Source organism: Hymenobacter terrestris (assembly GCF_013377905.1).
GTDB classification, from domain to species: Bacteria; Bacteroidota; Bacteroidia; order Cytophagales; family Hymenobacteraceae; genus Hymenobacter; species Hymenobacter terrestris.
In genome coordinates this window covers 1-23,191 of sequence record NZ_JABKAV010000037.1, presented here as the reverse complement: position 1 = coordinate 23,191, position 23,191 = coordinate 1, and the positions used below count along the sequence as shown (strand labels likewise).

The 23,191-nt window shown below is 59.6% G+C and carries 27 protein-coding genes; 8 read left to right on the top strand and 19 right to left on the bottom strand.

Features of this window, described 5'->3' with window-relative positions:
• Positions 1-86: 86 nt before the first annotated feature.
• A complete protein-coding gene (locus HW556_RS12385) occupies positions 87-1,235 on the bottom strand; it encodes an efflux RND transporter periplasmic adaptor subunit (protein WP_176900363.1) in 1,149 nt (382 codons plus the stop codon).
• 283 nt (positions 1,236-1,518) lie between these two features.
• On the opposite strand from HW556_RS12385, the gene HW556_RS12380 reads away from it, so the two are divergent.
• Positions 1,519-1,851 carry an MGMT family protein gene (locus HW556_RS12380; RefSeq protein WP_176900362.1) on the top strand — a complete coding sequence of 111 codons (333 nt, stop codon included), beginning with the start codon at positions 1,519-1,521 and terminating at the stop codon, positions 1,849-1,851.
• Between the two features lie 160 nt (positions 1,852-2,011).
• Here the strand turns inward: HW556_RS12380 and HW556_RS12375 are convergent, their stop codons facing one another.
• From HW556_RS12375 to xseA, 8 genes are all read right to left on the bottom strand, one after another.
• Complete coding sequence (locus HW556_RS12375) at positions 2,012-2,407, bottom strand: response regulator (protein WP_176900361.1); 396 nt, start codon at positions 2,405-2,407, stop codon at positions 2,012-2,014.
• Positions 2,404-3,216 (bottom strand): sensor histidine kinase, encoded by an 813-nt coding sequence (locus tag HW556_RS12370; RefSeq protein WP_176900360.1) that lies wholly within the window; start codon positions 3,214-3,216, stop codon positions 2,404-2,406. The genes HW556_RS12375 and HW556_RS12370 overlap by 4 nt, the downstream gene beginning before the upstream one ends.
• 54 nt (positions 3,217-3,270) lie before the next feature.
• The gene (locus HW556_RS12365; RefSeq protein WP_176900359.1) at positions 3,271-4,056 is read right to left on the bottom strand and encodes a hypothetical protein; all 786 of its coding nucleotides are present in this window, start codon (positions 4,054-4,056) and stop codon (positions 3,271-3,273) included.
• Positions 4,057-4,065: 9 nt separating this feature from the next.
• Positions 4,066-4,476 (bottom strand): hypothetical protein, encoded by a 411-nt coding sequence (locus HW556_RS12360; RefSeq protein ID WP_176900358.1) that lies wholly within the window; start codon positions 4,474-4,476, stop codon positions 4,066-4,068.
• A 54-nt stretch (positions 4,477-4,530) separates the two neighbouring features.
• On the bottom strand, positions 4,531-5,205 hold the full coding sequence (locus tag HW556_RS12355; protein WP_176900357.1) for a hypothetical protein: 675 nt from the start codon (positions 5,203-5,205) through the stop codon (positions 4,531-4,533).
• Entirely contained in the window at positions 5,205-5,606 is a 402-nt protein-coding gene (locus tag HW556_RS12350; RefSeq protein ID WP_176900356.1) for a hypothetical protein, read from the bottom strand. The genes HW556_RS12355 and HW556_RS12350 overlap by 1 nt, the downstream gene beginning before the upstream one ends.
• Positions 5,607-5,665: 59 nt before the next feature.
• Complete coding sequence (gene xseB / locus HW556_RS12345; protein ID WP_176900355.1) at positions 5,666-5,896, bottom strand: exodeoxyribonuclease VII small subunit; 231 nt, start codon at positions 5,894-5,896, stop codon at positions 5,666-5,668.
• A gap of 141 nt (positions 5,897-6,037) precedes the next feature.
• A complete protein-coding gene (gene xseA, locus HW556_RS12340; protein WP_176900354.1) occupies positions 6,038-7,558 on the bottom strand; it encodes an exodeoxyribonuclease VII large subunit in 1,521 nt (506 codons plus the stop codon).
• Positions 7,559-7,874: 316 nt separating this feature from the next.
• Here xseA and HW556_RS12335 point away from each other — a divergent pair, with 316 nt between their 5' ends.
• From HW556_RS12335 to HW556_RS12325, 3 genes are all read left to right on the top strand, one after another.
• Positions 7,875-9,974, top strand: coding sequence for a M13 family metallopeptidase (locus HW556_RS12335; protein WP_176900353.1), 2,100 nt, complete (start codon positions 7,875-7,877; stop codon positions 9,972-9,974).
• A gap of 65 nt (positions 9,975-10,039) precedes the next feature.
• Positions 10,040-10,306, top strand: coding sequence for a hypothetical protein (locus HW556_RS12330; RefSeq protein WP_176900352.1), 267 nt, complete (start codon positions 10,040-10,042; stop codon positions 10,304-10,306).
• A 170-nt stretch (positions 10,307-10,476) separates the two neighbouring features.
• Positions 10,477-10,944 (top strand): hypothetical protein, encoded by a 468-nt coding sequence (locus HW556_RS12325; protein ID WP_176900351.1) that lies wholly within the window; start codon positions 10,477-10,479, stop codon positions 10,942-10,944.
• 10 nt (positions 10,945-10,954) lie between these two features.
• Here the strand turns inward: HW556_RS12325 and HW556_RS12320 are convergent, their stop codons facing one another.
• On the bottom strand, positions 10,955-11,704 hold the full coding sequence (locus HW556_RS12320) for a peptidylprolyl isomerase (protein WP_176900350.1): 750 nt from the start codon (positions 11,702-11,704) through the stop codon (positions 10,955-10,957).
• Between the two features lie 102 nt (positions 11,705-11,806).
• Entirely contained in the window at positions 11,807-13,066 is a 1,260-nt protein-coding gene (locus HW556_RS12315; RefSeq protein ID WP_176900349.1) for a phospholipase C/P1 nuclease family protein, read from the bottom strand.
• Between the two features lie 185 nt (positions 13,067-13,251).
• On the opposite strand from HW556_RS12315, the gene HW556_RS12310 reads away from it, so the two are divergent.
• Entirely contained in the window at positions 13,252-14,286 is a 1,035-nt protein-coding gene (locus tag HW556_RS12310; RefSeq protein WP_176900348.1) for a hypothetical protein, read from the top strand.
• A gap of 77 nt (positions 14,287-14,363) precedes the next feature.
• Here HW556_RS12310 and HW556_RS12305 read toward each other — a convergent pair whose 3' ends face one another.
• Positions 14,364-15,026, bottom strand: a complete 663-nt coding sequence (locus tag HW556_RS12305) for a hypothetical protein (protein ID WP_176900347.1) — start codon at positions 15,024-15,026, stop codon at positions 14,364-14,366.
• Positions 15,027-15,244: 218 nt separating this feature from the next.
• Positions 15,245-16,540, bottom strand: coding sequence for an amidohydrolase family protein (locus tag HW556_RS12300; RefSeq protein WP_176900346.1), 1,296 nt, complete (start codon positions 16,538-16,540; stop codon positions 15,245-15,247).
• A gap of 221 nt (positions 16,541-16,761) precedes the next feature.
• Here HW556_RS12300 and HW556_RS12295 point away from each other — a divergent pair, with 221 nt between their 5' ends.
• Complete coding sequence (locus HW556_RS12295) at positions 16,762-17,013, top strand: acyl-CoA-binding protein (protein WP_176900345.1); 252 nt, start codon at positions 16,762-16,764, stop codon at positions 17,011-17,013.
• A 118-nt stretch (positions 17,014-17,131) separates the two neighbouring features.
• Here HW556_RS12295 and HW556_RS12290 read toward each other — a convergent pair whose 3' ends face one another.
• Together HW556_RS12290 and HW556_RS12285 are read right to left on the bottom strand one after the other, a co-directional pair.
• Positions 17,132-17,416 carry a CDGSH iron-sulfur domain-containing protein gene (locus HW556_RS12290; RefSeq protein ID WP_262889880.1) on the bottom strand — a complete coding sequence of 95 codons (285 nt, stop codon included), beginning with the start codon at positions 17,414-17,416 and terminating at the stop codon, positions 17,132-17,134.
• Positions 17,417-17,527: 111 nt separating this feature from the next.
• Positions 17,528-18,049: a GNAT family N-acetyltransferase gene (locus tag HW556_RS12285; RefSeq protein ID WP_176900344.1), complete on the bottom strand. Its 522-nt coding sequence runs from the start codon at positions 18,047-18,049 to the stop codon at positions 17,528-17,530.
• 154 nt (positions 18,050-18,203) lie between these two features.
• On the opposite strand from HW556_RS12285, the gene HW556_RS12280 reads away from it, so the two are divergent.
• The gene (locus HW556_RS12280) at positions 18,204-18,863 is read left to right on the top strand and encodes a hypothetical protein (protein ID WP_176900343.1); all 660 of its coding nucleotides are present in this window, start codon (positions 18,204-18,206) and stop codon (positions 18,861-18,863) included.
• Positions 18,864-19,072: 209 nt separating this feature from the next.
• Here the strand turns inward: HW556_RS12280 and HW556_RS12275 are convergent, their stop codons facing one another.
• Complete coding sequence (locus HW556_RS12275) at positions 19,073-19,519, bottom strand: hypothetical protein (protein ID WP_176900342.1); 447 nt, start codon at positions 19,517-19,519, stop codon at positions 19,073-19,075.
• Between the two features lie 141 nt (positions 19,520-19,660).
• Between HW556_RS12275 and HW556_RS12270 the strand changes: the two genes are divergently transcribed.
• The gene (locus tag HW556_RS12270) at positions 19,661-20,284 is read left to right on the top strand and encodes a deoxynucleoside kinase (protein WP_176900341.1); all 624 of its coding nucleotides are present in this window, start codon (positions 19,661-19,663) and stop codon (positions 20,282-20,284) included.
• A gap of 84 nt (positions 20,285-20,368) precedes the next feature.
• Here HW556_RS12270 and HW556_RS12265 read toward each other — a convergent pair whose 3' ends face one another.
• The 3 genes from HW556_RS12265 to HW556_RS12255 form a co-directional block, all read right to left on the bottom strand.
• Positions 20,369-21,043 (bottom strand): DUF2461 domain-containing protein, encoded by a 675-nt coding sequence (locus tag HW556_RS12265; RefSeq protein ID WP_176900340.1) that lies wholly within the window; start codon positions 21,041-21,043, stop codon positions 20,369-20,371.
• Positions 21,044-21,142: 99 nt separating this feature from the next.
• Entirely contained in the window at positions 21,143-21,961 is an 819-nt protein-coding gene (locus HW556_RS12260) for a DUF547 domain-containing protein (protein ID WP_176900339.1), read from the bottom strand.
• 261 nt (positions 21,962-22,222) lie between these two features.
• Complete coding sequence (locus HW556_RS12255) at positions 22,223-23,050, bottom strand: MOSC domain-containing protein (protein WP_176900338.1); 828 nt, start codon at positions 23,048-23,050, stop codon at positions 22,223-22,225.
• Between the last annotated feature and the right edge of the window lie 141 nt (positions 23,051-23,191).

Here is a 23,191-nt window from a genome sequence, read left to right as displayed (position 1 = left end):
GGGTTTCGCAGTGGAAAACGCAGCTTCTGGGGGTGGTCGTTCTATGCGGACCTTCGCGAAAGCCCCTTCGCTCCGCTGCGGGAAAGCTATTTGGTAACCCGAACGGCGTCGCCGGGCTTCACCTGCAAAATGCCGGTCCGAATCACGGTGTCGCCCACGGCCAGGCCGTCAGTTACCTGGATGAGCTGGTTGGAGCGCAGGCCGATGTTGATTTTGCGGGGTTCCATTTTACCGTTCTTTATGAGGTACACGCTGTAGCCGGCGGCCTCGGGCACTACGGCTTCGGTGGGCACCTGGAGGGCACCTTCCGTCTGGCCCAGCTCCAGGTTTACCTTCACGAAGGCCCCGGGCCGCAGCTCGTTGTTGGTGTTGGCATAGCGGGCGCGCACGGTCTGGGTGCGGCTCACGGGGTCAATCTGCGGGTCGAGGGCGTACACCTTGGCCTGGTATTTCTGGCTCGACCCCTCGTCGGTGATGGTCACGTCCTCGCCCACGGCTACCTGCCGGGCAAAGCGGCCGGGTACGGCAAACTCCACTTTTACCGGCTTCACTTTAGAAAGCGTGGTGATTTCGGTGCCGGGGCTCACGTAAGTCCCCACTGTGGCCGTGGTCAGGCCCAGCACCCCATCAAACGGCGCCCGAATGGTGGATTTGGCCAGCGTGGCCTGCAAAGCGCCCAGCTCGGCGCGGGCCGTGAGCACCTGGTTGTTGGCCTGCTCGTACTCCTGGGCGCTGATGTATTCCTTGTCAAGCAGGATGCGCTGGCGCTTCTCCTGATCCTGAAAAAGCTTGATGTTGTACTGCTGCTTGCGCAACGCGGCCTGAATATCGGCCGAGTTGATGCTGACCAGCACTTGGCCTTTGCGTACCGGCTGGCCCTCACGCAGATTGAGGTTGGTTATCTTGCCAGCCACTTCGCTTTTGATAATAACGGCTTCCTCGGCCAGTACCGAGCCAGTGGCCGCTACCGCGTCGGCGAGGTTGGTCGCCTTCACTACATACACCTCTACCGGCAGGGCGGGGCCAGCTTTGGCCGGGCCATCGGCACCCTTGCCCTTGCCGGCCGCGCCTTTACCGCCCTTTACCTCGGGCGCCGGGAAGTACTTCATTTTGGCAAAAACCAACCCGGCCACGACGGCCAAAGCCAGTAACAACCACAATATCCGGCGGCCGGCTCCGCTGGTGCGGGGCGAGGCTACCTGTGGCTCTTCTTCTAGATATTCCTGAGTTTGCATGAACAGCAGCTGTGCTTACCGGTGCTCCCTTACCTGGGCCGCCCGTCGCATGTACCACAACGCGCTGCCCCGGTTGCAGGTTTAAAAACTGCCAGCACCGGAATAGATAATGGGGGTAAGACACCGATTCGGCCCCCGGGTTGCGCGGTTGGTAGCCTGGTCATTCAGCAAACTGCTCAGTTGCGCCAGATTGCGCTATTTGCGCTGCCAATGGTTGCCGGCCTCAAACAATACCTTCGCATTTCAGCGGTTCAGTAACTTCCCGCTCAGCATCTCATTATATATGGAGCAGCGTAATTTCTTTCAGGAAGTGCACGAAGTGGTGCGGCTGGTGCCGGTGGGCCGGGTAACTACTTATGGGGCCATTGCCCACTACCTGGGGTCGCGGCGCGGGGCCCGCATGGTGGGCTGGGCCATGATGGCGGCCCATACAGCCAACGAATACGTACCGGCCCACCGCGTCATCAACCGCAACGGGCAGCTTACGGGCCGGCAGCATTTCGCCACGCCCACGGCCATGCAGGAGACGCTGGAGGCCGAGGGCCTTACAGTTGTCGATGATGAGGTGCAGAACTTCAAGCAGCTGTTCTGGGACCCGACCGCAGAACTGGTGTGAGCCGGGTAGAAAAGGGCAGTTATGGAGGGCGAAGTAGGGGCAGGGTTTGCCCCCGCCCGCCGTTGGCACTTACTTCACGGAGCCTACAAACAGTCAGTCCACGCCTCGTTTTAACGGCGAAGTAGGGGCAAGCCCCACCCCTACACCGACCTCTCAATCCCTATGCACTAAGCGGGACGGTGGTCATTGCCTGGCGGATGGCGCCCAGCACTTCTTCGGGGCTGGCATTCTTGAGCAGGTAGCCGTGGGCACCTTCGGCCCGGAGCGAGTCAATCAGCTCGGGCTCGTCGTGCATGGAGATGATGATGGAGCGCACTTGCGGATACTGGGTGCGTAGCAGCCGCACCGTCTGGAGCCCGTCGAGCACCGGCATCTGCAGGTCCATCAGGATAACATCCGGAATTATGCCCCGGTCAAGGTGCTCAAGCAGCTCCTGGCCGTCGCCGGCCTCGAAGAGAACCTCCATGCCGGGAAAGCCGCTGATGAGGGCCCGCAGGCCTTTGCGGAACAGAATGTGGTCGTCGACGACGGCTAAGCGGATAGAGACGGTACTCATGCCAGCGGTGGGATAGAGGGCGAGGTGGAAGCAAGGTAAGGCAGGGGAAGCGAAATTTTCACGGTAGTGCCCTGACCAGGTGAAGATTGGTGCTGCAATGTGCCACGGAGCACGCCTACACGGCTGCGCAGGTTGGTCAGGCCCAGGCCGGTGCGGGTGCTGGGCAGCGGCTGCTGGTCCGACTGGGTGGGGTCGAAGCCGATGCCGTCGTCGGTGTAACGCAGGGTCAGCTCCTCATTGCCGAAATCGACCAGCATCTGAATGTTGCTGGCATGCGCATGGCGCAGGCCATTGCCCATCAATTCCTGCACAATGCGGTATACAATCAGCTCGTAGCGGGCATCGAGGCGGCGGGGCGTGCCGGTCTGCTCAATACTGACGCGGGTAGGGCCATCGGCCGGAATAGTGCGGGCCAGGGCTTCGAGGGCGAAAGGCAGTCCGAATTTCTGCAATGCCGCCGGCAGCAGGTTACGCGAAATGCGCCGCACCTCGTTAATGGCCTGGTCGAGCAGCAGCGTGGCCTCGTGGGTGAGGGCCGGTTGGTTGAGCGTGTTGAGGTGCAGCTTCACAATGGCCAGCGTAGTGCCTACGCCGTCGTGCAGGTCGCCGGCAATGCGGCGGCGCTCTTCCTCCTGGGCCAGCAAAGCAGCCTCCAGGGCCTGCTGCTGGCCGGTTTCGTGCAGCTCCTGCATCTGCTGCTGCTGCTGGATCAGGCGGCGCTGGTAGCGCACCACAAAGCCCACCACGCCCAGAGCCAGCAGTAGCAGAATAGGGGTGACGAGAATGAGCGGAAGCAGCGCGTCGGGCATGGGAAGGGGCGGCCAGCAACCCGGCCAGCCGGGTAAGCGGAGCAAGATACCGATTTAGCCGACCAGATGCGGCGGCAGTACCCGGTAGCGCCAGTTTTTGGTAGGCGGCCGCCACCCCAGCCGGAACCGCAGCCACTGCGGCAGCGCGTGGCGCGGCGTTACGCCCATCGGGAAGAGCGTGATGAGGTGCAGCAGCATGCCAAACTGAAGGGCGCGCAGGAAGGGGTAAAACCAGAGCGCTGAAACACCATTATGTTGTTGATTAAAGCGTATAATAGAATTGCTGAGCCAGCTGTAGCGGGATAAATCCTGGCCGATAAACATGAGTAGCGAACAAGAATAGTAAATGCCTACGATAAAGCAAAAAATAAAAACCGGACTTTTGGCCGGTGGAACTAAGTAGTCATGACGAATCATTTGGTTCAGCTGGCGAAAGGCCATGAAGACCAGAAAGCAATTGCCTACTGTCCGACTGAGCGTATTCATATTAGTAATCAGCCCATCAACCCATAGCGCGCTAGTAATGGCGCTAGCGAAAAATAGTAGCCAACCTATCTTCAGCCAATTTCTGGTATTATCGGATGCTAAGTTAATAAATATTAGTGTTAGCCAAGTGGCATCACAAAAGGTTGAAATATGGAAGGCGAATATATTATTGTGTAATACTTTTCTGGCAAATGTATCAAAAATATATAAAAAGGAATCACACAATAAATAAGCCGTTAAAGGTTGGAAAACAGGGGTGACTTTCGTCTTCCGGGCCCACATTATCCCTAGTATTAGCAGGCTGATACTCTCTCCAATTCGTAGAAATAGGAAAATGCCATTATACCAGGTCATGGCCGATAGCTAATTTAACGTACTACCAGGGTCGCATACAGACGGACATTTGCTGGTCATATCCCCCACAATACCGTCATCATACATGGCTTCCCCATTCGCTCCCAGGCGCGGCACGATGTCGTGGCCGTTCTTATCAACCCCAACAACCAGTATCTGCGACTCATCAGCTTCGGTCAGGTCCGCTTTTGATTTCTTTAGGCCCATGTAAAACCGCAAGCCCACACAGCCTTCCTGGTTCTTAATCTCATCGAGCAGCTTATTGCCGAAGTAATAGGCGTTGATGCGCTTACGGCCGGCAGCTTCGGCTTCGGTTAGCGCCTCCTTACGGTAGTTGGCGGTCCATTCGGCTGCCTCGGCCACCGGGATGGGGGCGCCGGCGTCGGGGTTGAAGCCGGGAATGGGGTCGTTGTTTTTCATTTTTAAGGAAACATTGTGGGTAGAGAAACAAGCGGGTATGCTGCTGAAGTGGCGCTACCGAAGCGGTGTCTCAGTTGGGCGTACCAGCAAAAAAGCTCTACTGAGTAGCACCGCCAATAGTAGCAGCAGTACCGAGCTAACCAAATACATCAGCCGCAGATTGAATTCGTCGTTGAGGACAATAAAGTAGTTCGTCGTCAGGAAGAGCAAAACAGTTCCGGCCAGGTATATGACAATGCCTACCGTAGCCACGAACATCGGTACTCTTGAGAGCTTTAGCTGCTTATGTCTCACCATAATCTTCTCAAAAAATAACAAGGCTAAGCCAATAATTAAAATGCTTTCGAATAAGTTGGTATAAGAATTTATTCTGGGAGGCTTTTCCAACCATATAGAATCGATAAAGGCAAAAAGTAGAAAAGCTACAGCTGCATATCGGATGGTTTTTTTGATTTTCGTCTCGGTAAATTCTTCATGGTACACTTTTAGATAAATAAGCGTTTCGGCTATAGTAGCAAAATGGATTAGTGGGATATTATTGCGCCATACACTGTTCGCAATGTGCATAAGGCAATATATGCCAAAATGAAAGACTGGCAAAAACCGAAGTGCCACCAACCCCCCGCTCAGATGCGTGCGACGCGTATGCGCCAGATAAAAAGGCAGCAGCAAGCTGGTGTAGGCTACAAAGTCCAACAGCTTGGCGAAGCCTAGAAACCAAGGCGGCATTAGCTGTTAAGTGGATTTTCGATACTGCAGCAAGGCGGGCAGGGTGGCACATGAATGGCAAGGGATATCGGCAGTTCCTCACTGGGCAGTTCCTGCATCTGGCCTTTAGCATCCAGGCGTTGTAGTTCCGTTGCCGAGGGCGTAGGCAGTATATCGTTGTCGTTGGCATCATAGCCGACCAATACCAGCTGCGACTGCCCTGCGTCGTCCAGGCCGTAATAAGCCCGCACGCCTACGCATGCCGGCTGGCTCAGAATGCCCTGCAGGGTTTCGTTCGACAAGCAGTGGCCCTTAATTCCGTTCGGATTCTGGTTGCGGTAATTACGGGTCCAGGTGCTGGCTTGCTGCAGGTCGTTGTTGGTCATGGGTGTATTAGGAAGGAATAGGGGCAGAGGAGCCAAATATAAGGAAAAGGGTATAGTATAACGCGTAATTCAGGACGTAAGGAGTCGAATTGCTACTAGGCAAAGTCGTCGGCGTCCTCTTCGTCTTCCAGGTTCTCGAAAACCTGGTCGATGGCCTGCTCGGCCGAGCGGAGCTTGAGCTTGCAGAGGCGGATGAGCTCGGCCGAGCGTTGCACCCGGCTCGTGAGGTCGTCCACGTCCACGGCATCGGTTTCGAGGGCCCGCAGAATGGTTTCAAGCTCCTCAATGGCCTGGCGGTAAGTGAGTTCTGTTGACTTGGGAGGCATGGTAAAAGGGAAAGCAGAAATAATGGAGGAATTTGAACAGTATAGAGATGCATTGATTTGCGTCTCGTCGCTGTTGGTTTTGAGTGTCCTGTAGTTTTCGAGCAATGGTGAGACGCAAAACAGCACGTCTCTACGCCATTTCTACAGCAACAGCGGCAGTTGCCCGCCTACGCGGGCTGGCACTACCGAGGCGTCGGGCAGGCGCAGTAGCAGCTCCTGGCCCGGCCTCAACGCGCCTGTAACTAGTCGGCCCTTGGGCGTGAGCAGGCACACGGTGCCCGGCTCGGGTGGGGGGGGGGGGGTTGCCATGGGCGTGGGCCGCAGCTCTGCTAGGCGCAGCTGCTGCTGGTGCAGCAGACGCAGGGCGGCCAGTTGCAGGGTATAGCGCCGGCGCAGCAGCTGCTCGCGGCGGCGGCGGTGCAGGCGGCGGAAGCGCTGGGCCAGCGCCCGACTGCGTAGCCGCAGCTGTTGCTCGTGGTGGCCTAAGGCTTCGCGGGCGGCCCGGTGCAACTGGTGCCGCCGCCGCCCCAGCTGCTGCTCCTGCTGGCGCAGCTGGGCCCGGGGCGCGGTGGCCGCCGCCTGAATGCGCTGGTGCAGGGCTTCGCGCTGCTCTTGCAGCAGGCCCTGCACTGCCCGCCGGGCCTGCCGGAGCCGCCGGTTGAGCTGCTCGGTTGCGTAGCGCACCTGCTGCTGGGCCAGCTCGCGGATGCGGCCGCCGTAGCCTTCGAGCGCTGCCTCCAGCCGGGCCAGCCGCTCGATGAGATAAGCAGCTACGGCGGTGGGTGTTTTCAGGGCCATGTGGGCCGTCAGGTCGATAACAGCTTCGTCGCGCTCGTGGCCGATGCCGGTGAGCACGGGCAACGGAAACGCGCCCACGGCCGCCGCCAGTCCGAAATCGTCGAAGGCCAGCAAATCGGCCTTCGAGCCTCCGCCTCTAATGATAACGACGGCCTCAAACTGCCCCCGCCGGGCACGGATGGCGTCGAGGGCGGTGCGGATACTGGCCGGCGCGCCCTCGCCCTGCATGGTGGCTGGGAACAGCGTCAGGGCAAAATCGTAGGGTGCTTCCTGGAGCTGTTGCACGAAATCCTGCCAGCCCGCCGCCGTGGCCGACGAAACCACGGCCACCCGCTGCACCCCGATGGGCAGCGTCAGCCGCTTCTGCCGCTCCAGCAGGCCCTCGGCCTCCAGCTTGCGCAGGGTTTCAAGTCGCAGCCGGGCTAGGTCGCCCACGGTGTAGGTGGGGTCGAGGGCCAGCACATCGAGGCTCAGGCCGAACTGCTCGTGAAACTTCACCTGCACCCGGAGCATGATTTTGAGCCCCGGTCGCAGCTGCAGGCCGGTTTGCTGCTCGAAAGCGGCCGCCAACTGCTGGTAGCGCTGGCTCCAGATGGTAGCCCGGGCCTGGGCCTTGAGCGTGGCCCCGCGGGCGGTGGTGTGCTGGTCGGTGAGGGTGAGGTAGCAGTGCGCGCCCACGGTGCGGGGCAGCGTGAGGTCCGAAATTTCGGCCACCACCCAGTACGATTCGGCAAACCGCTCGCTCAGCGTCTGGCGCACCCGGGCCAGCAACTCGGCCAACGGCAAAGCGGCGGGCGGCAGCGCGGGGCCGGTGTTGGCGGCAGAAGAAAGGCCCGGGTCGGGCCGACGGTTGTAGAGCGGCATCAGGCGCAAGTTACGGAGCGTTGGGGGAGAGGCGGGAGGGGGCGTTAGGAAGGTAAGTATAGGCGGAACCGAGAGGTTGAAAGGGAGGAAGGGAGGAAGGGAGGACGGGAACGTCATTCTGAGCGAAGCCGAAGAATCTCTTCCGCTTCGTTGGACTGCCATTGCAACGAAGCGGAAGAGATTCTTCGGCTTCGCTCAGAATGACGTTCTTTTTAGAGCCTCTCTCATCTCACCTTACTCAGCTTCCCCTTCCAAACACCAAATCACAGCTTTTTAGTAGATTTACTCCTGACAATACTTCCTTTCTTCCTGTTTTATGCGAAAAAATAATCCTTTGTCTCTGGCGGCTCTGGCCGCCGCTGGTCTGGCCTTGGGCGGCTGTGCCAGCACCCAGCCGGTGGCTTCCACCACTACCGCCGCACCTACTGCCGAAACGCCCCCGATGGCCGTTCCTGCCCCCAAAGGCACCGGCCTGAACGTGGCCAACATCAACACCTCGGCCGACCCCTGCGACGACTTCTTCGAGTACGCATCGGGCAGCTGGTTGAAGAATAACCCCATTCCGGCCGCCGAAGTACGCTGGGGTTCTTTCAACGAGCTGGCCGATAAGAACAACGCCGTGATGCGGCAGATTCTGGACGAGTCGGCCGCCAATACTTCGGCCGCCAAGGGCTCCAACGCCCAGAAAGTAGGCGACTTCTATGCCTCGGCCATGGACTCGGCCGCCATCGATGCCGCCGGTCTGAAGTATCTGCAGCCCGAGCTGGACCGCATCAGCAAAATCAAGACGCTGAAAGACGTGCAGACCGTGCTGCCCCAGCAAATGCGCCTGCAGACCGGTGCCTTCTTCGGGGGCTACGTGGGTCAGGATGACAAGAAGAGCGACGAGTACGCCGTGAACCTGTACCAGGGTGGCCTAAGCCTGCCCGACCGCGACTATTACCTCAAGGACGACGCCCGCTCCAAGGGTATCCGGGCAGCCTACACCACCTACCTGACCAACACTTTTAAGCTGCTGGGCGACAATCCGACCACAGCCGCCAAAAACGCTGTGGCCGTAATGGCGCTCGAAACCAAGCTGGCCAAGGCCTCGAAAACCCGCGTGGCTTTGCGCGACCCCAACGCCAACTACAACAAAATGAGCGTGGCCGAGGCCAACAAGCGCTTCCCGAATCTGGCGTTGCCCGCTACGCTCAAGACGCTTAACCTAGGCGCCGCCCAGCAGGTAATTGTGGGCCAGCCCGAGTTTATGCAGGAAGTGAGCAACCTGATGAAGCAGACGCCGGTTACCGACCTCAAAACCTACATGCGCTGGCATCTGGTGTCGTCGCTCTCGTCGGCGCTGCCCAAGGCCTACGGCGACGAGCAGTTCCGCTTCTCGCAGGTACTGAGCGGGGCCAAGCAGCAGCAGCCCCGCTGGAAGCGCATGTTGCGCTCGACCGACGGTGCGTTAGGCGAGGCTTTTGGGCAGGTGTACGTGGAGAAGGCTTTCACGCCCGAAACCAAGCAGAAGGCGCTGGTGATGGTAAACAACATCCGGGCGGCTATGGGCGAGCATATCAATAAGCTCGACTGGATGAGCCCGGCTACGAAGGCTGAAGCCCAGAAGAAGCTGGCCGCCTTCACCGTAAAAATCGGCTACCCCGACAAGTGGAAGGACTACTCGGCCCTCAACATCTCGCGCGATTCGTACCTGCAGAATGTGCTGGCCGCCCGCCAGTGGAGCTACGCCGACAACACCAGCAAGTTCGGCAAGCCGATTGACCGCCAGGAGTGGGGCATGACGCCGCCCACGGTGAATGCCTACTTCAACCCGAGCATGAACGAAATCGTGTTCCCGGCCGGCATCATGCAGCCCCCGTTCTTCGACCCCAACGCCGATGATGCCGTGAACTACGGCGGCATGGGCGCGGTAATCGGCCACGAAATCACGCACGGCTTCGACGACCAGGGCCGCCAGTACGACGCCGCGGGCAACCTGCGCGACTGGTGGACCAAGGAGGACGCCGACAAGTTTCAGCAGCGCGCCGACATGGTGGACAAGCAGTATTCGGCCTTCTCACCGCTTGATTCGGTGTTCGTGAACGGCAAGCTGACAATGGGCGAAAACCTGGCCGACTTCGGTGGACTGGCCCTGGCCTACTCGGCCTTACAGAAAGCCAACGCCGGCAAAAACGTGCCGAAGTACGACGGCTTCACGCCCGAGCAGCGTTTCTTCCTGGCTTGGGCTCAGGTGTGGCGCACCAACGCCCGCCCCGAGTACCTGCGCCAGCAGGTGATGACCGACCCGCACTCGCCGGCTCAATACCGCACTGTGGGGCCGCTCATGAACATGCCCGAGTTCTACGAGGCCTTTGGCTGCAAGGAAAACGCCAAAATGATGCGGGCGCAAGCCGACCGCGCCAAAATCTGGTAGGTTTCCGAAGCCGGTAGCATTTTGCAGGCAGTTGCTGCTATACTTTCAAGCTGAACAGGTAGACCATGCCGAACGACACGAATTACGCCGCACTGCCGCTGGAAGAGTTGCTGGCAGCGGAGAAAAGCAACAGAAAAAACCAGCTGCTTTCTGCCGGAACAATTGGGTTTTTGGTGGGTGTGATGGTATATGGCTTGGTGAAAAACGGATTCGGGTTTCTCTACCTGGCCATTCCGTTATTTCTGATAGCCATGATTTACAGAAGTTCACAAGCCCAAAAACAGACCCTTGCGCAGATCAGAAGGGAAATAGAGGCAAGGAGAGCAGCCTAGAAATGCTGAACTTTTGCCTATGCTAAAAGCGGCCTGCACATTTGTGCGGGCCGCTTTTTTGTGGAGTCAGAGGATGATTTGGGTGGCAGAGCGGGGCTGTAGCGCGTAATACTGCGGCTGGTAATCGAAACCGGTACACTTTTCCGGCGCGCTTTTTCGTAGCATGGGCTATGCTTGCACTACTTCGTATAACCGGGCTGGCCCTGCTGCTGGGTTCGGCCGCCTGCCAGTCGCAGCCTACCACCCCTCCCGATGACGCTGCTGCCCCGGCCACAACCCCGGCTGCTGCGCCGGCTACGGCCGCGTCGGTAGGCCTGCTGGCCGCCCCGCCTGATACCACCCTGGCGCGCCGCATTCAGCGCCCGCAACTCAACGATGTCTACGTGGTGGCCTATCAGCCTGGCGGCGGGACCGGGGAGCGGTATTTTTTCTACCGCGTAAGCCGCACAACGCCCACAACGGTCGATTTGCTGCCCGCCCGCCAGGAGTCCTCCGACCCGGCCGCTGACGTCAGCGCCGCCGGCTTCTTCACCGATAAAGCCCTGACTTACACCCGCGCCGAAGCCTTGGAGTTGATGCAGGAGCAGCCCGGCGACGTGCAGCACACCCGCCTGGTACAGATTCGGCGTGGGCAGTGAAAAGGGTTTCTTACTTCAGCACCTTCACCTTGATGCCCACATCCGTTACCGGCCATTTGTCCATGCCCACGGGCTCGTTGGCAATTTTGTCGATGACGTCGAGGCCCTCCACTACCTCGCCGAACACGGTGTACTGGCCATCGAGGCCGGGAGTGCCGCCGAGGGTTTCGTAGGTTTTGGCCTGCTCGGGCGTGAGCGGGCGGACGGCGCTGGCCTGCGCCTGGGCCGCCGACATCTTCTCGCCCTGCACGATATAAAAATCGTTGTTGGAGGAAAGTTTACCAGGGTTCATCTCGCCATCGTAGCGGGCCATCGCCAGGGCCCCGCGCTTATGGAAGTGTTGCGGCCTGATTTCGGGCGGCAGCCGGTAGCTGCGCATGGCAATAGTACGCCGCTCCGAGCCGCCCCCCTGAATGGCAAAGCCCTGCACCACCCGGTTGAAAACCGATTCATTGAACACCCCTTTGCGACTGAGCAGCAAAAAGTTGGCCGTATGAATAGGCGTGTCATCGTAAAGGCGGATGCGCATATCGCCCAGGCGGGTCTGGAGCAGCACTTCCTGGCCGGGGTACTCTCGTCCGTAGGCCAGCAGCAGTTGGGCGGCGTTGGAGTCGGCCAGCGCCATCAGGTCGGGGCCGGGTACTTCGGGCGGCGGCGCGGGCTTGGTGACGTCGGCGGTTTCGGGGGTGCCTTGGTTGCAGGCGGCCAGTAGCAGCGGCGCCGCCAGCAGCGGAAGCAGAAAGGAGTGGAAGCGAATCATGGCAATGATACGAACAATAACCGGCTGTGGGGCACAAAAAAAGGGTGGCCCGCCCAACAGCGTAGCCACCCCTAAAGATAATGCCCGGCTTGGGCTGGCAAGTTACCAGCCCGAGCCGGCAGGTGAGCTCCAGTCGTCGTTGGACTTCGCTTTTGTCTTCGCCTTGGGCTTAGCGGCTGGTTTGGTCTTTTCCTTCACGGCCGGTCCATCGGCGGGCTTTACTTTGGTTTTGACCTTGGTAGTCGGTGCGGCCGGCGTGGTGCCCGGCGCAGTGGCCGGCGCCGCTGTTGCAGCCGGCGTGGCGGGCTTGGCTTCCATGTCTGCCGAAAGCGTGGGCATGGCGCGGGCGGCATTGATGAGGTCGGGACGGACGGCTGCCTTCATGGGTTCGAGAGCCAGCAGGCCTTTCTCATCTACAAGCAAGTTTTCCTTCCAGGCACTGAGTTGGCTGTCGAGCTGGTCCTGCTCGTCTTTCGAAACGGGCTGCTTCAGCAGCTTGCCCAGGTCGGGCGAGCCGGCATCCTTCCAGGCCGTCAGCCACATGGAGGCCACCAGTGTGGGAGCCAGCTTCAGGCGGAAGGCAATCATACCCCCCACTTTATCATGGTACGAGTCGGCAAAGGCATCCGAGTATGCCCGGCGGGTTTCGCCATACTTGTGGCTGAAAACGTACTTGGTCTGGGGTGTGTACTTGCGGGTAATATCGCCCTCCAGATCGAAGGTGGCCCCCAGAAAGCCGTACGACTCCTGCAGCACCTGCCAGACGTCGCCCAGCGGATCTTTCAGGGGGCGGGCCGATTCGTTTTTGAGCTTGTACTTGCCAATGTGGCGCTCGGGCAGCTTGCTTTCCCACAGCGCCAGCATGCCCTCCTGCTTGCTGAGCTGGCCATCGTAGTTTTCGGTGGTGCGCAGCGGTACGTAGGCATCGGCGACCAAATGGCTCAACTCCGAAGAAAGTGTGAGAATAGCCGTGGTATCGGCGTTGCGGAAGGCCGCGGTGAGCTTGCTCTTGGTGTCCATGATGGCCCAGGGCAGCGTACCATACTTGCGTAGTGTGTCGGCCGTGTACTTGGCTACGGCCTTTTCCCACTCCTTGGGCACCGTACCGAAGGGGTCGGAGCCATAGTGGTCCATCGAAATAAAGTGCCGGGGCGATTCGGCCAAGTCCCGCTCGGAGGCCTGGTTGCCGCTGCCACTACCGTTTACCAGCGCGGGCATGTTGCGGAAATAATAGCCGCGCATGGCCGAAGGCAGCGCGTACACGGCCAGCTGCGTAACAGTGCGGTGCGCAAACGTACCCCAGGCCGGCAACAGGTTCGGGCACAGCAGCACGATAAGCAGGGTAAGTAGGAGTTTTTTCATAGCAGATTCCGACCAAAGGCTTGACGACAACGAAGATACAATTCGGCCGCTAGTTGAGGGCAGAAACTGTATTTTCAACCCGTTCGGTCCCGCCCGGCGTACTATTGCCTGCGGTGACGGCAGCCATGCTGCTTCGGCCCGCCCGCATGCCGCCATATTTTCCGCTTCTGCCCGACCAGCTGTCTATGACCCTTATTTCCAAAAAGAAGATTACTTACCCAGTGGGTGAACGGCTGCAGCAGTACCTCGTCGAGTACGACCGCGCCACCACGCTGCCCGTAACCTACGCCGACCTGGCCCGCTTTACGGGCGCCTACCCGCTGCTCGACCGCCAGGGCAACGATACGCTTTGGGAAACGGTGTACTACGAACCCAACGCCCTGCGCGAGCTCAGCCAGGGCCTGACGGAAGTATACGCCCTGCTCAAAACCGCCGGCGACCTTTCGTTCACCCGGCACCTGCTGGCCGACCGCATCGACTATTGTCGCTTCGGCAACAGCCAGCCCTTCCGGGTGCGCATCGTCAATCAGCTCAACGACAACCACGATTATTTCTACGTGAAAAAGGCCGATGCCTCCCGAGTGTACGGTTTGGAGTTAGAGCACATTCTTTCGCCCAACAGTATCACCTATCTGCTCAACGGTAACACGCTTATTGAGGAGCATATTGCCGGTATTCCCGGCGACGACTTCATCCGCCGCCATCTCTCCCGGCCGCATCTCAATGAGGTGCGCATGGCCAAGGAGTTCGTCAAGTTCAACGAGCGGTGCTTTGCACGGCTGCTGGGCGACATGCGGGCCTACAATTATATCGTCGACGTAACGCTAGACTTCGAGGATGAGCAGTACCGGGTCCGGGCCATCGACTTCGACCAGCAGTGCTACGAGGGCAAGAAGAATATGTACCTGCCGCAGTTTTTCAAGGACAACCGGGCCATTGTGCAGCTGTGCAGCCGGCTGCTCAAGCCCGAAAACATCCGGCAATACCAAGCCGAAGAGCGCACCCTGATGGCCCGCCGGGCGCGCTCGGAGCGCCACCGTCTCAAAGACCTCATCGACTGCCTGCGCCACGACACCATTTCGACCCCCGAGAAAGTCAGCCAGCTCAAACAGGAACTCAATCGCCACCACGGTACCGGGCAGTTCAGCCGCTGCCGTGGCATGGGCGACGTAGTGCGCCTGAACCTGAAGCTGATGCTGATGCCGCCAAAAAAGACCTGAAAAGTAGTAAATGCTACAAGCTAAAAACCCGGCGGCCGAGTAGGTCGTCGGGTTTTTAGCTTGTAGCGGGTTAGCTTTTAGCGGCCCAGCCCAATCACTATGCCTACTGAAAACTCGCCGCCACCGGGGCTGATAGTCTGCACTAAGTCGTGCATGCTGGGGGAGGGGTAGGAGCCGGGAGCGTAGGTTACGGGGTCGCCGCCGAGGCGGCTGGCATAGCCGATAGTAGCGAGCAGCCCGACTCGCCCCGGCTGCCAGCGGATACCACCCCGCAGATGCGCCGTGGCGCTCGGTCTCATGGAGTAAGTAACCTGCTCGCTATCCAATTCTACTTCCACGTTGTTGAGACGGCCGGTGCGTACTAGGTTCACGCCCAAGTAGGGCGTAAAGGGGCGGTTGGGCCGAAAATAGTAGCGGGCTCCTACCCCGATTTTGCCTCCCACGCCGATACCGACTCCCGCATTTACATCGAAGGCGGGCGACACATTGTAGCCATAGGTAATGCCGAAGCCATACGGCGCATTCCATCCCAATTCGAGCGCGATGCTGGAGCGGTATAGTGGAGCAGGGTCGGAGCCTGAACGGTCACCTGAGCGAGCATTAGGTTGGGCCTCAAACCGGGCGTCGCCGCGAGGGCGGCTGGGGTACTGGGCGTTGGGTTCGCGCGGAACGTCCTGGGCCTTGGTGATAATAGCAGTCAGCAACAAAGCAGCGGCTCCGGCTATAGCGTAGCGGTTCATAATAAGCGAGCGGTAAAGAGTGATAAAGATGAACCTGCTAGCCAGCATGGTAGTGCCGGTCATCGGCAGCTGTAAAGCGCAAATCCACAATCGTGCCCGGTTTATGTAGAAAAGTTCCTGATCCGGAAATTATTTTTCGCAAACTTGCTTTCCTGCTCGTCAGGCCAGTTTTTGCTGCTGATTTTTTCGATTGGATCCTGCCGCGCAGGCTAGCACTGCTACGGCTGGTATACTACGCCCTGCTTCATCACGAAGCGGACCCGCTGCATGGCTCCAATATCCTGCAATGGGTCGCCCTCTACGGCCACCACATCAGCGAGCTTGCCGGCTTCGAGCGTACCCAGGTTTTCCGACTGGCCCAGCAGCTCGGCCGCTGACACAGTGGCGGAGCGCAACGCGGCCAGCGGTGGCATACCCGCCTCCACCATGTAGCGGAACTCCAGCCCGTTGGCCCCGTGCCGGAATACGGCCGCATCGGTGCCAAACGCAATTTTAACGCCCGCTTTGTAGGCCCGCCCGAAAGTGCCCTGCAGCTTCGGCCCGATGGCTAGGGCCTTGGGCGTTACCAGCGGCGGGTAGTAATTCGGGATTTTAGCCGAGTCGGCCACCGACTTGCCGGCCGTGATGGTGGGCACGTACCAGGTGCCGTTTTTTACCATCAGCTTCATCGTTTCGTCATCCATCAGCGTGCCGTGCTCGATGCTCGTTACGCCGGCCCGGATGGCGCGCTTCATCCCTTCGGCCCCGTGGGCGTGGCAGGCCACGGCCAGGCCCAGGTCGCGCGCCGTTTCCACCACGGCCCGAATTTCGGCCTCCGTCATCTGGGCCGCCGAGCCATCTTTGGCTACGCTGAGCACGCCGCCGGTGCTGGCAATTTTGATGAGGTCGGCCCCACGCTTATACTGCTCGCGCACGGCCTGCCGGGCCTCATCGGGGCTATTAATCACGCCATCCAGCGGGCCGGGTACGCCCATCAGGTCAAGGCGGTAGCCGTTGGTAGGGTCCATGTGGCCGCCGGTGCCCGAAATAGCCTTGCGGGCCGTGAAGATGCGCGGCCCCACTACCTTGCCCTGGTTGATGGCGTTGCGCAGGGCCACGTTCACACCCGAGCCACCCAGGTCGCGCACGGTGGTAAAGCCGGCCAGCAAGGTTTTGCGGGCGTGCGGCAGCGAGCTAAATGCCGCATCAGCAGGGTTGTCGATGAATTCGCGCAGAAAGTTGTCCTTGCTGGTTTCGCTTTCCAAGTGCACGTGGCAATCGATGAGGCCGGGCAGCACAGTACGGTTTTTCAGGTCTATAACCTGGTCCTGGGGGCCGGTGGGGGAGGAGTAGCCCTTTTCTACGGCCAGCACCCGGCCATTCTCTACCACCACGGTCATGGCGGTTTGGGCACGATCGGAGCGCATGTCGAGCAGGCGGCCGCAGTGCAGGTAGGTTTTCTGGGCCAGAGCGGCCGGGGCCGAGGCCAGCAATGCGGTGCCAAAGAGCAGACTGGTGAGAAGCGGTTTCAGCATAAAGGCAGGAAAAGGGGCCAAAAAAAGGATTGCAGTGGCGGAAGATAAGCTGAAAATAAACGCTGCAAGCCGACTATTTCCGGGGCAATCCGTACCTTGAAATCGGCTGGAATCTCAGCTGACAGCTTTTGGCCGATAGCCGCTGGTTTTTCTGCAGCCATGGCGGCGTATAGCCCCATCAGCCTCATTCATCCCATTCTCCACCTCTACCCCATTCAACTATGGCCACTCCCGAAGAATTTGAAGCCGCCGCCGCCCGCAGCAAAGAGTTGCCCGCCAAGCCCGACAACACGACCTTGCTCAAAATGTATTCCCTCTACAAGCAGGGCAGCGAGGGCGACGTTTCGGGCGACCGGCCCGGCGGATTTGATTTCAAAGCCATTGCCAAGTACGACGCTTGGGCCGGCCAGAAGGGCAAAACCCAGGACGATGCCCGCCAGGAATACGTCGATTTCGTGAATTCTTTATTCTAAGCCACAAGCCCTGTCTCAGACAGAGGTATCAGGCCCCAAGTAAAAGTGCCCGCTACAAACATAGCGGGCACTTTTGATTGGGGCCTGAAGCCTCCGTAAACAACAAGGACATGAGAGGCTAGCCCAACGGCTGGCCGCCGGCATCGGGAGCGGCGGGCGGCGGGGTGGGCTTGGCCGGGGCAGTGCCGGGGGCCGGCAGGTCGAAGGCCACAGCGTTGTGCTCGAAGTGGTTTTTGTGCGAGCCGTCGCAGAACGGCTTGTTGGCCGAAAGGCCGCAACGGCAGATGCTGATTCGCTCCCGGCCGGCGAGGCCGTACGAGTTGCCTTGGGCATCTACGAGTTCGAAATCGGTTCCGTCTACGCGGAGTGAGCCATTGCTGAGGACAGTAAGTTTGGTGGCCATGTTGGGTAAGTCAGTGAAAGTGTGAGTCGGTGAATGAGTTGGTAAGCAAAGTAAGCAGAACTATGCGGCTGGCGCCGAAACCCGGCCATACGCCCGCGGTATGCTGTTGTTCTAAGCCCTAAGCTCCTTGCGCATAACGTAGTCGTTCATCCAGTAGGGGCCGATGGCAATGTCCTCTTCGTGGTGGCGCTGAAACCCCAGGTGCTCGTAGAAAGCCAGCGCGGGGTTGTGGCGGTTCACATTCAGGTCGAGCGTATGGCCGCCGGCGACGCGTACGGCCGTTTCTACGGCCCCAATAAGCTGCTGGCCCAAGCCTAGGCCTTGGTGCGAAGGCAGCACGTAAATCTTCTGCAGCTTGAAAATACCCGCCTCGGGCTGAGCCGAGAACGACGCGTAGCCGCTGGCCGTTTCGCAATCGGCGTAAGCCAGCAGAAACTGATGGCCCTGTTCGCTGATCTGCCGTTGCAGCGAGGCTTCCGTGTAAATCACGCGGTACATGTACTCGATTTGCTCGCGCGAGATGATGAAGCGGTAGGTCGGCTCCCAGGTGGCTTCGGCCAGCGCCAGAATGGTAGGAATGTCGGCGGCGGTAGCTAGGCGGATGCGGATGGAAGCGGCGGGGGAGGCTGGCATAAGGGGCAAAAAACGGGATAATCCGGCGCAAAACCGAACCCTTTGGCAGCTTTCGACGGTTTTGGGCCGGAAATTGCCTCTCTCCTGACCAAACGGCCCTACCGCCGCATACTGAGCTTGTGTCGCTCCCGTTATCTGCTTCTTTCCTTCTGCCATGCTGAAAAATACTGCCTCCGCTACCCTGCTATTCGCCGCCAGCCTGCTGCTCGCTGCCTCCCCAGCCGCACAAGCCCAGTCGGGCACCTCCAAAACGGCCCCCGCGCCGGCCGGTAGCCTCGAACGCACGCTCAGCGAGTTCGGCAGCTGGGTTGGCAAGCAGGTCGACCGGGCCGAAGAGGTTACCCGCCGGGAAATACCTAAGGTTACGGCCGAGTTTGACCGGCGCAGTAGTCGGCTCGACCGGGCCGTCGACAGCCTTTCGGCCGAGAGCCAGCGCGAGTACGCCGCCCAAAAGGGGCGCTACCAAGAGTGGGCCACCCGCCAGGATAGCCTCAATGCCGCCAACCGCCAACCCACTACGCCCGCCCAGGCTCAGGCCCGGCTGCTGAACGAGAACGTGAATATCAGCCGGGCCCGCGCCACCGAGCTGCCCAACCTCTATCAGCGGTTGGTTGAAACTATGCGAACTGAGAAAAAAGCCTGGTCGCAGGTTGATTGGGCGACGGCCGACGAGGTGCTCAGCCGCCTCAATGCCCGCTATGAGCAGGTGCGTACGCAATTGCCGCTCGAAGAGCGCCTGCGTATTCGCACGCTACAAGGCGAGTTCCGGACGCTGGAAAAGGCCCGCAACGTAAAGGACTCGATGCGCGACTAAAGAATCAAGCTGCCAAGAGCAGCGTAGGGACGGGGCTCGTCCCCACCCGCCACCAGAACTAGGTGTTGACCGACTGTTTGCAGGTCTCGCAAAGTACTTACCAACGGCGGGCGGGGACAAGTCCCGCTCCTACGCTGTTCTTCGCAACCCAGGTTAAGAAGTGCGCAGTTTGCCGCTGCCCAGGAGGGCGACAGTAAGCGGGCAAACGCCTAAACTAAATTGATTTTTGGGGCGGCGGAAGCCTGCTCCATCCACTCCAAGGCAGCGGCAGCATCCTCGAACGCCTCGATGCGCAGGTAGGGTTTCAGCCGATCTATAAATTGGTAGCTGGCCAGCTGGTTGTGCATATCGGGCGTGAAAATGTAGGCAATGGCATGTAGACCACCATTTAATACCTGAGGCAACCATTCGTACTCCAGCCACTCCAGCGCATCACTCCAGTCGCCGGTAGCTTGGGTTTTGTCGTTGAGTAGCAAGATGTAGGGCGTGGCAGCAGTTAGCTGCATTGTGCAGCGGGCCACGTATATCACCTGCTCACCCGTGAGGTTTCCGAACCAGCGTATCGCCAGCAGTTGCCGGGCCGGGTCGTGTTCGATAGTGGCCAGCCGTTTTCCGCTGTCGTCGGTGAGGATGCTCAGGGGCTGAAGCGTGAACAAGACGATGGCGTGAGAGGGTGGAGCTGTAGTCAATAAGACTATTATACGTAAATATAGAATTATTGGCGATGCAAGTGGCTAAGTGCTGGTCGTGAAAAGGGAACTGCTATTTTTGCGACTCTGTTTTTTCGCACTTCGCTCATGCACATTGCAATAGTTGGTAATATCGGGGCTGGTAAAACCACCCTGTCAAACAAGCTGGCACACCATTTTAACTGGGAGGTCTTTCTGGAAGATGTGGACGACAACCCCTATTTAAAGGACTTTTACGACGATATGCCCCGCTGGGCTTTCCACCTGCAGGTATATTTTCTGAACAGTCGCTTCCGCCAGACCCAGCAGATAAAAAAGCTGCAGGAAACCAACAGAGGCATCATCCAGGACCGTACAATTTACGAGGATGCCCATATTTTCGCGGCCAACCTCAGCCAGTCGGGCCTGATGAGTGAGCGTGACTACCAGAACTACCTGGGCCTGTTCAATTCCATGATCAGTATGGTCGATCCGCCCGACCTACTGCTCTACCTGCGCGCCGACCTGCCGAAGCTAGTGCAGCAGATCGAGCGCCGGGGCCGCGGGTACGAAAACAACATCAAAATCGACTACCTCAAGCACCTGAACGAGCACTACGAAGAGTGGATTGCCGGTTACAACTTGGGTAAGCTGCTTATCGTCGATGTCAACAACCTCGATTACGTCAACAACCCCGAAGACCTTAGCGTGGTCATCGACAAAATCAATAGCACCTTATTCGGGCTTTTCTAGGCAGTATCTCAACGCAAAAATCCGGCTGTTAGCCAGCGCCTGCATAGGCTCCGGCGAGCAGCTGGATTTTTTGCGTTTGCGGCCTTAGCTTTCTTCGATTGCTTGATTCAGGAAAGCCACCAGCGGACGGGCGGCCTGCCAGGCTTCGAGCACGCGGGCCGGAAAATCGGGGCGCAGCACTTCCGAGTCGGGGAAGTGCTGCCACACAAAATGGCTCTTGAGCCGCAGCCACGCAATATCGGGGTCAGTCCGGTCGTAGCCTTTGGGGGCCGTTTTGAGCGTTTGGGAAGTGTCGAGGCCCTCCGGGAAGTGGCGCAGCAGCTCAGGGTGCTGGCGCATGCGGTGAAATGCTGGGGCACTGTAGTGGATTTCCTGCCGGATGCGGGCCAGCTCGGCGGCGTCGGGCAGGCGGCGGCCGGCCCCCACGTAGGTGCCACCGCCGGGCTGCACGGCCACAAAGTAGCCCGCCCGCGGGGCGTGCCGGCCGCCGGGCTTGAAGCCCGCGCCCATGTGGCGCTTGTAAGGCTCGGGGTCGAGCTGCGAACGATCATTTTTATTGATGCGGAACATCAGGTCGGTAGCACGCAGGCCCTGCAGGCCGGGTTCCAGCTCAGCCGAGGCCAGCCGCAACAGCTCCTCTACGAAAGCGGCGTATTCGGCACGAGCGGCGTGGTAGCGGGCCCGGTGCTCGTCCATCCAGGCCTTGTGGTTGTGGGCCGCCAGATCGTGCAGGAAATGCAGGGTTAGTGCTAAGCTCATAAGCGGAAACGCAAAACGTACGGAGCGTAAAAAGCCCCGCACCGCTAGGCGGTACGGGGTAGCGCGGGCCCAAGTTGGCCGCTGCTGACTTATAAGGGGCTACTTGCTGCCTAAAACCGGTCCGTTTCCGAGAGCGGTGGGACTGTTGAGGGCCCAGCTGAATGAGAGGTACTCGATGCTGGCCGTGGCCGGCACTGGCACGTGCGCGTAGCGGTTGATGAAGGCGAGCAGCTGCGGCTCGGCCCCGAACTCGGTGGCGTAGGAGCGAAACAGCCCCGACAACTGCACCTGCTGGGTGTTGAGCTGGTTGAAGGCCGGGTCGTTGATGAAGCGGCGGGCCTGCTGATCGAGCTGCTGGTTGAGCTGGGGGCCGGTGTAGGACTCGGCCAGCAGCGGCGCTGCCGAAGCCGCGCCGTAGTTGAGGGCAAAATGAATACGCGGGTCGCGGAATTGCTGGCGCAACAACTGCTCAATCTGGTTGAGGGAGTAGTTCTGTCCGCCCACGTTCACTACCACCGTTTCCCAGGGCGACTCGTAGCCGCCCGTGATTTTGATACGGATGTCGTTGATGCTGGCTATGGGGTAGTTTTCGAGTATTAGGTTGGTGGCTGCGGCGTTATAGGTGTTCAGCCAGAAGGCCTTTAGCTGGTCGGGAGTCCAGTTTTCGGCTTGGGGGCGCACCTTACGCAGGCTTTGCAGATAGCCCAGCAACTGGTCCTCATCAGCCAGCAGGCCCTCGTAGTTCAACCGTCCTTCGGGCGTGACGTGCAGGCGCAGCAGGGCGTTCCAGGGCTGCTGCAACTGCTCTACTCCGGAGCCGTTGGCAAGGGCTACCGTGCCGGTAAGGCTTAGCACTATTGCCAGCAACGAACTCAGTAGCAGACGGAACAGACCCGATAGCAGGGTAAAAGGGCGCATAATCCAGGTAGGGAATCACCGGAAATAGCTTTTATCCGGGATAGTATTGATTCGTCAAAAGTATATGTTTCATACGGCTTAGCAAAATGCAATCCAATCAAAGCGCCGGGTTATTCGACCAATCATGGGTAAGCGGCGGCTAGTATGCCTTTCTACTGGCCGAAATAACCTGTAGATAACTCCTTTAGGTAAGGGGCATGTATGAAGCCTGTGTGGAGGGCTTCTCTCGCGGTAGCAGGGGGCGATTCGGTGAGGAGCCGGTTAGGCCTTATAACTATGTACGGCAACCGACTGGCCCACTGCAACCCGGCCCCGGCCCGCGCTGGTTACGTTTTGGCCGAACATGGCGCTACCATCCTCGGTGCGGTAGGAGGCCAGGGTGCGCAGGGGTTCGCCAAGCGCGTTTTTCCGGGCCGTAGCCGGGTCGATGGTGGTGAGTACACACCGCCCGCAGGCCCGCACCGCCCGGAAAGAAAGCTCCCCGATGCGGAAGTGGCTCCAGCTGTCTTCGATGAAGGCCGCGCCACCGCTGAACACAAAATTGGGCCGGAACCGCTCGATACCTACCGGCTCGGCCAGGCGGTTGTTCAGGTCGAGTAGGGAAGCCTGCCCGATGAGCAGAAACGGATAGGCGTCGGCGAAGCTCACCAGCTGGCCCTCGGGGTTGAGGGCGGGCTCGGTGTCGCGGCGCACCATATCCGACATGTACACCAGCTTGCAAGGCTGGCCCAGCGCCTCGCTTAGCCACTCGTCGCACTCGGGCCGGGCGCGCCAGGCAAACACCATATCATCCCAAACAGTAACGAACAGCGTTTTTTCGGGCGTGGCCTCGAAGGGCACGTAAAGCGGTAGCAGTTCGGGGCGCTGCTGGTGGCTGAGCAGGAAGCCGTTGTAAGCCGGGGCTACCTGCAAGTGGGCCATGGCCGCGGTCTGCCGCTGGGTCATAAACTTGTTGCGCTCGTCCACAATCAGCCAGCGACGGTCGTGGCGCAGGCCGCGGGGCTCCACAACGGCCTCGGTAAGCCGAATGCCTCCCAACGACTTTACCGGGTAGATGTAGAGGTCGGTGAGCAGGAGTGAGTCAGACATGGAGCAAAGATACCAGTTGTCGGTGATGATGAATTATCAGTTGATCGTGAGAACGATGTAGGGGCGGGGCGTGGCCCCCCCCCCCCCCTGAAAAAAAAAAATAACCGCGTTTTTTTAGGGCCCACCCACCTCTGGGTGTGG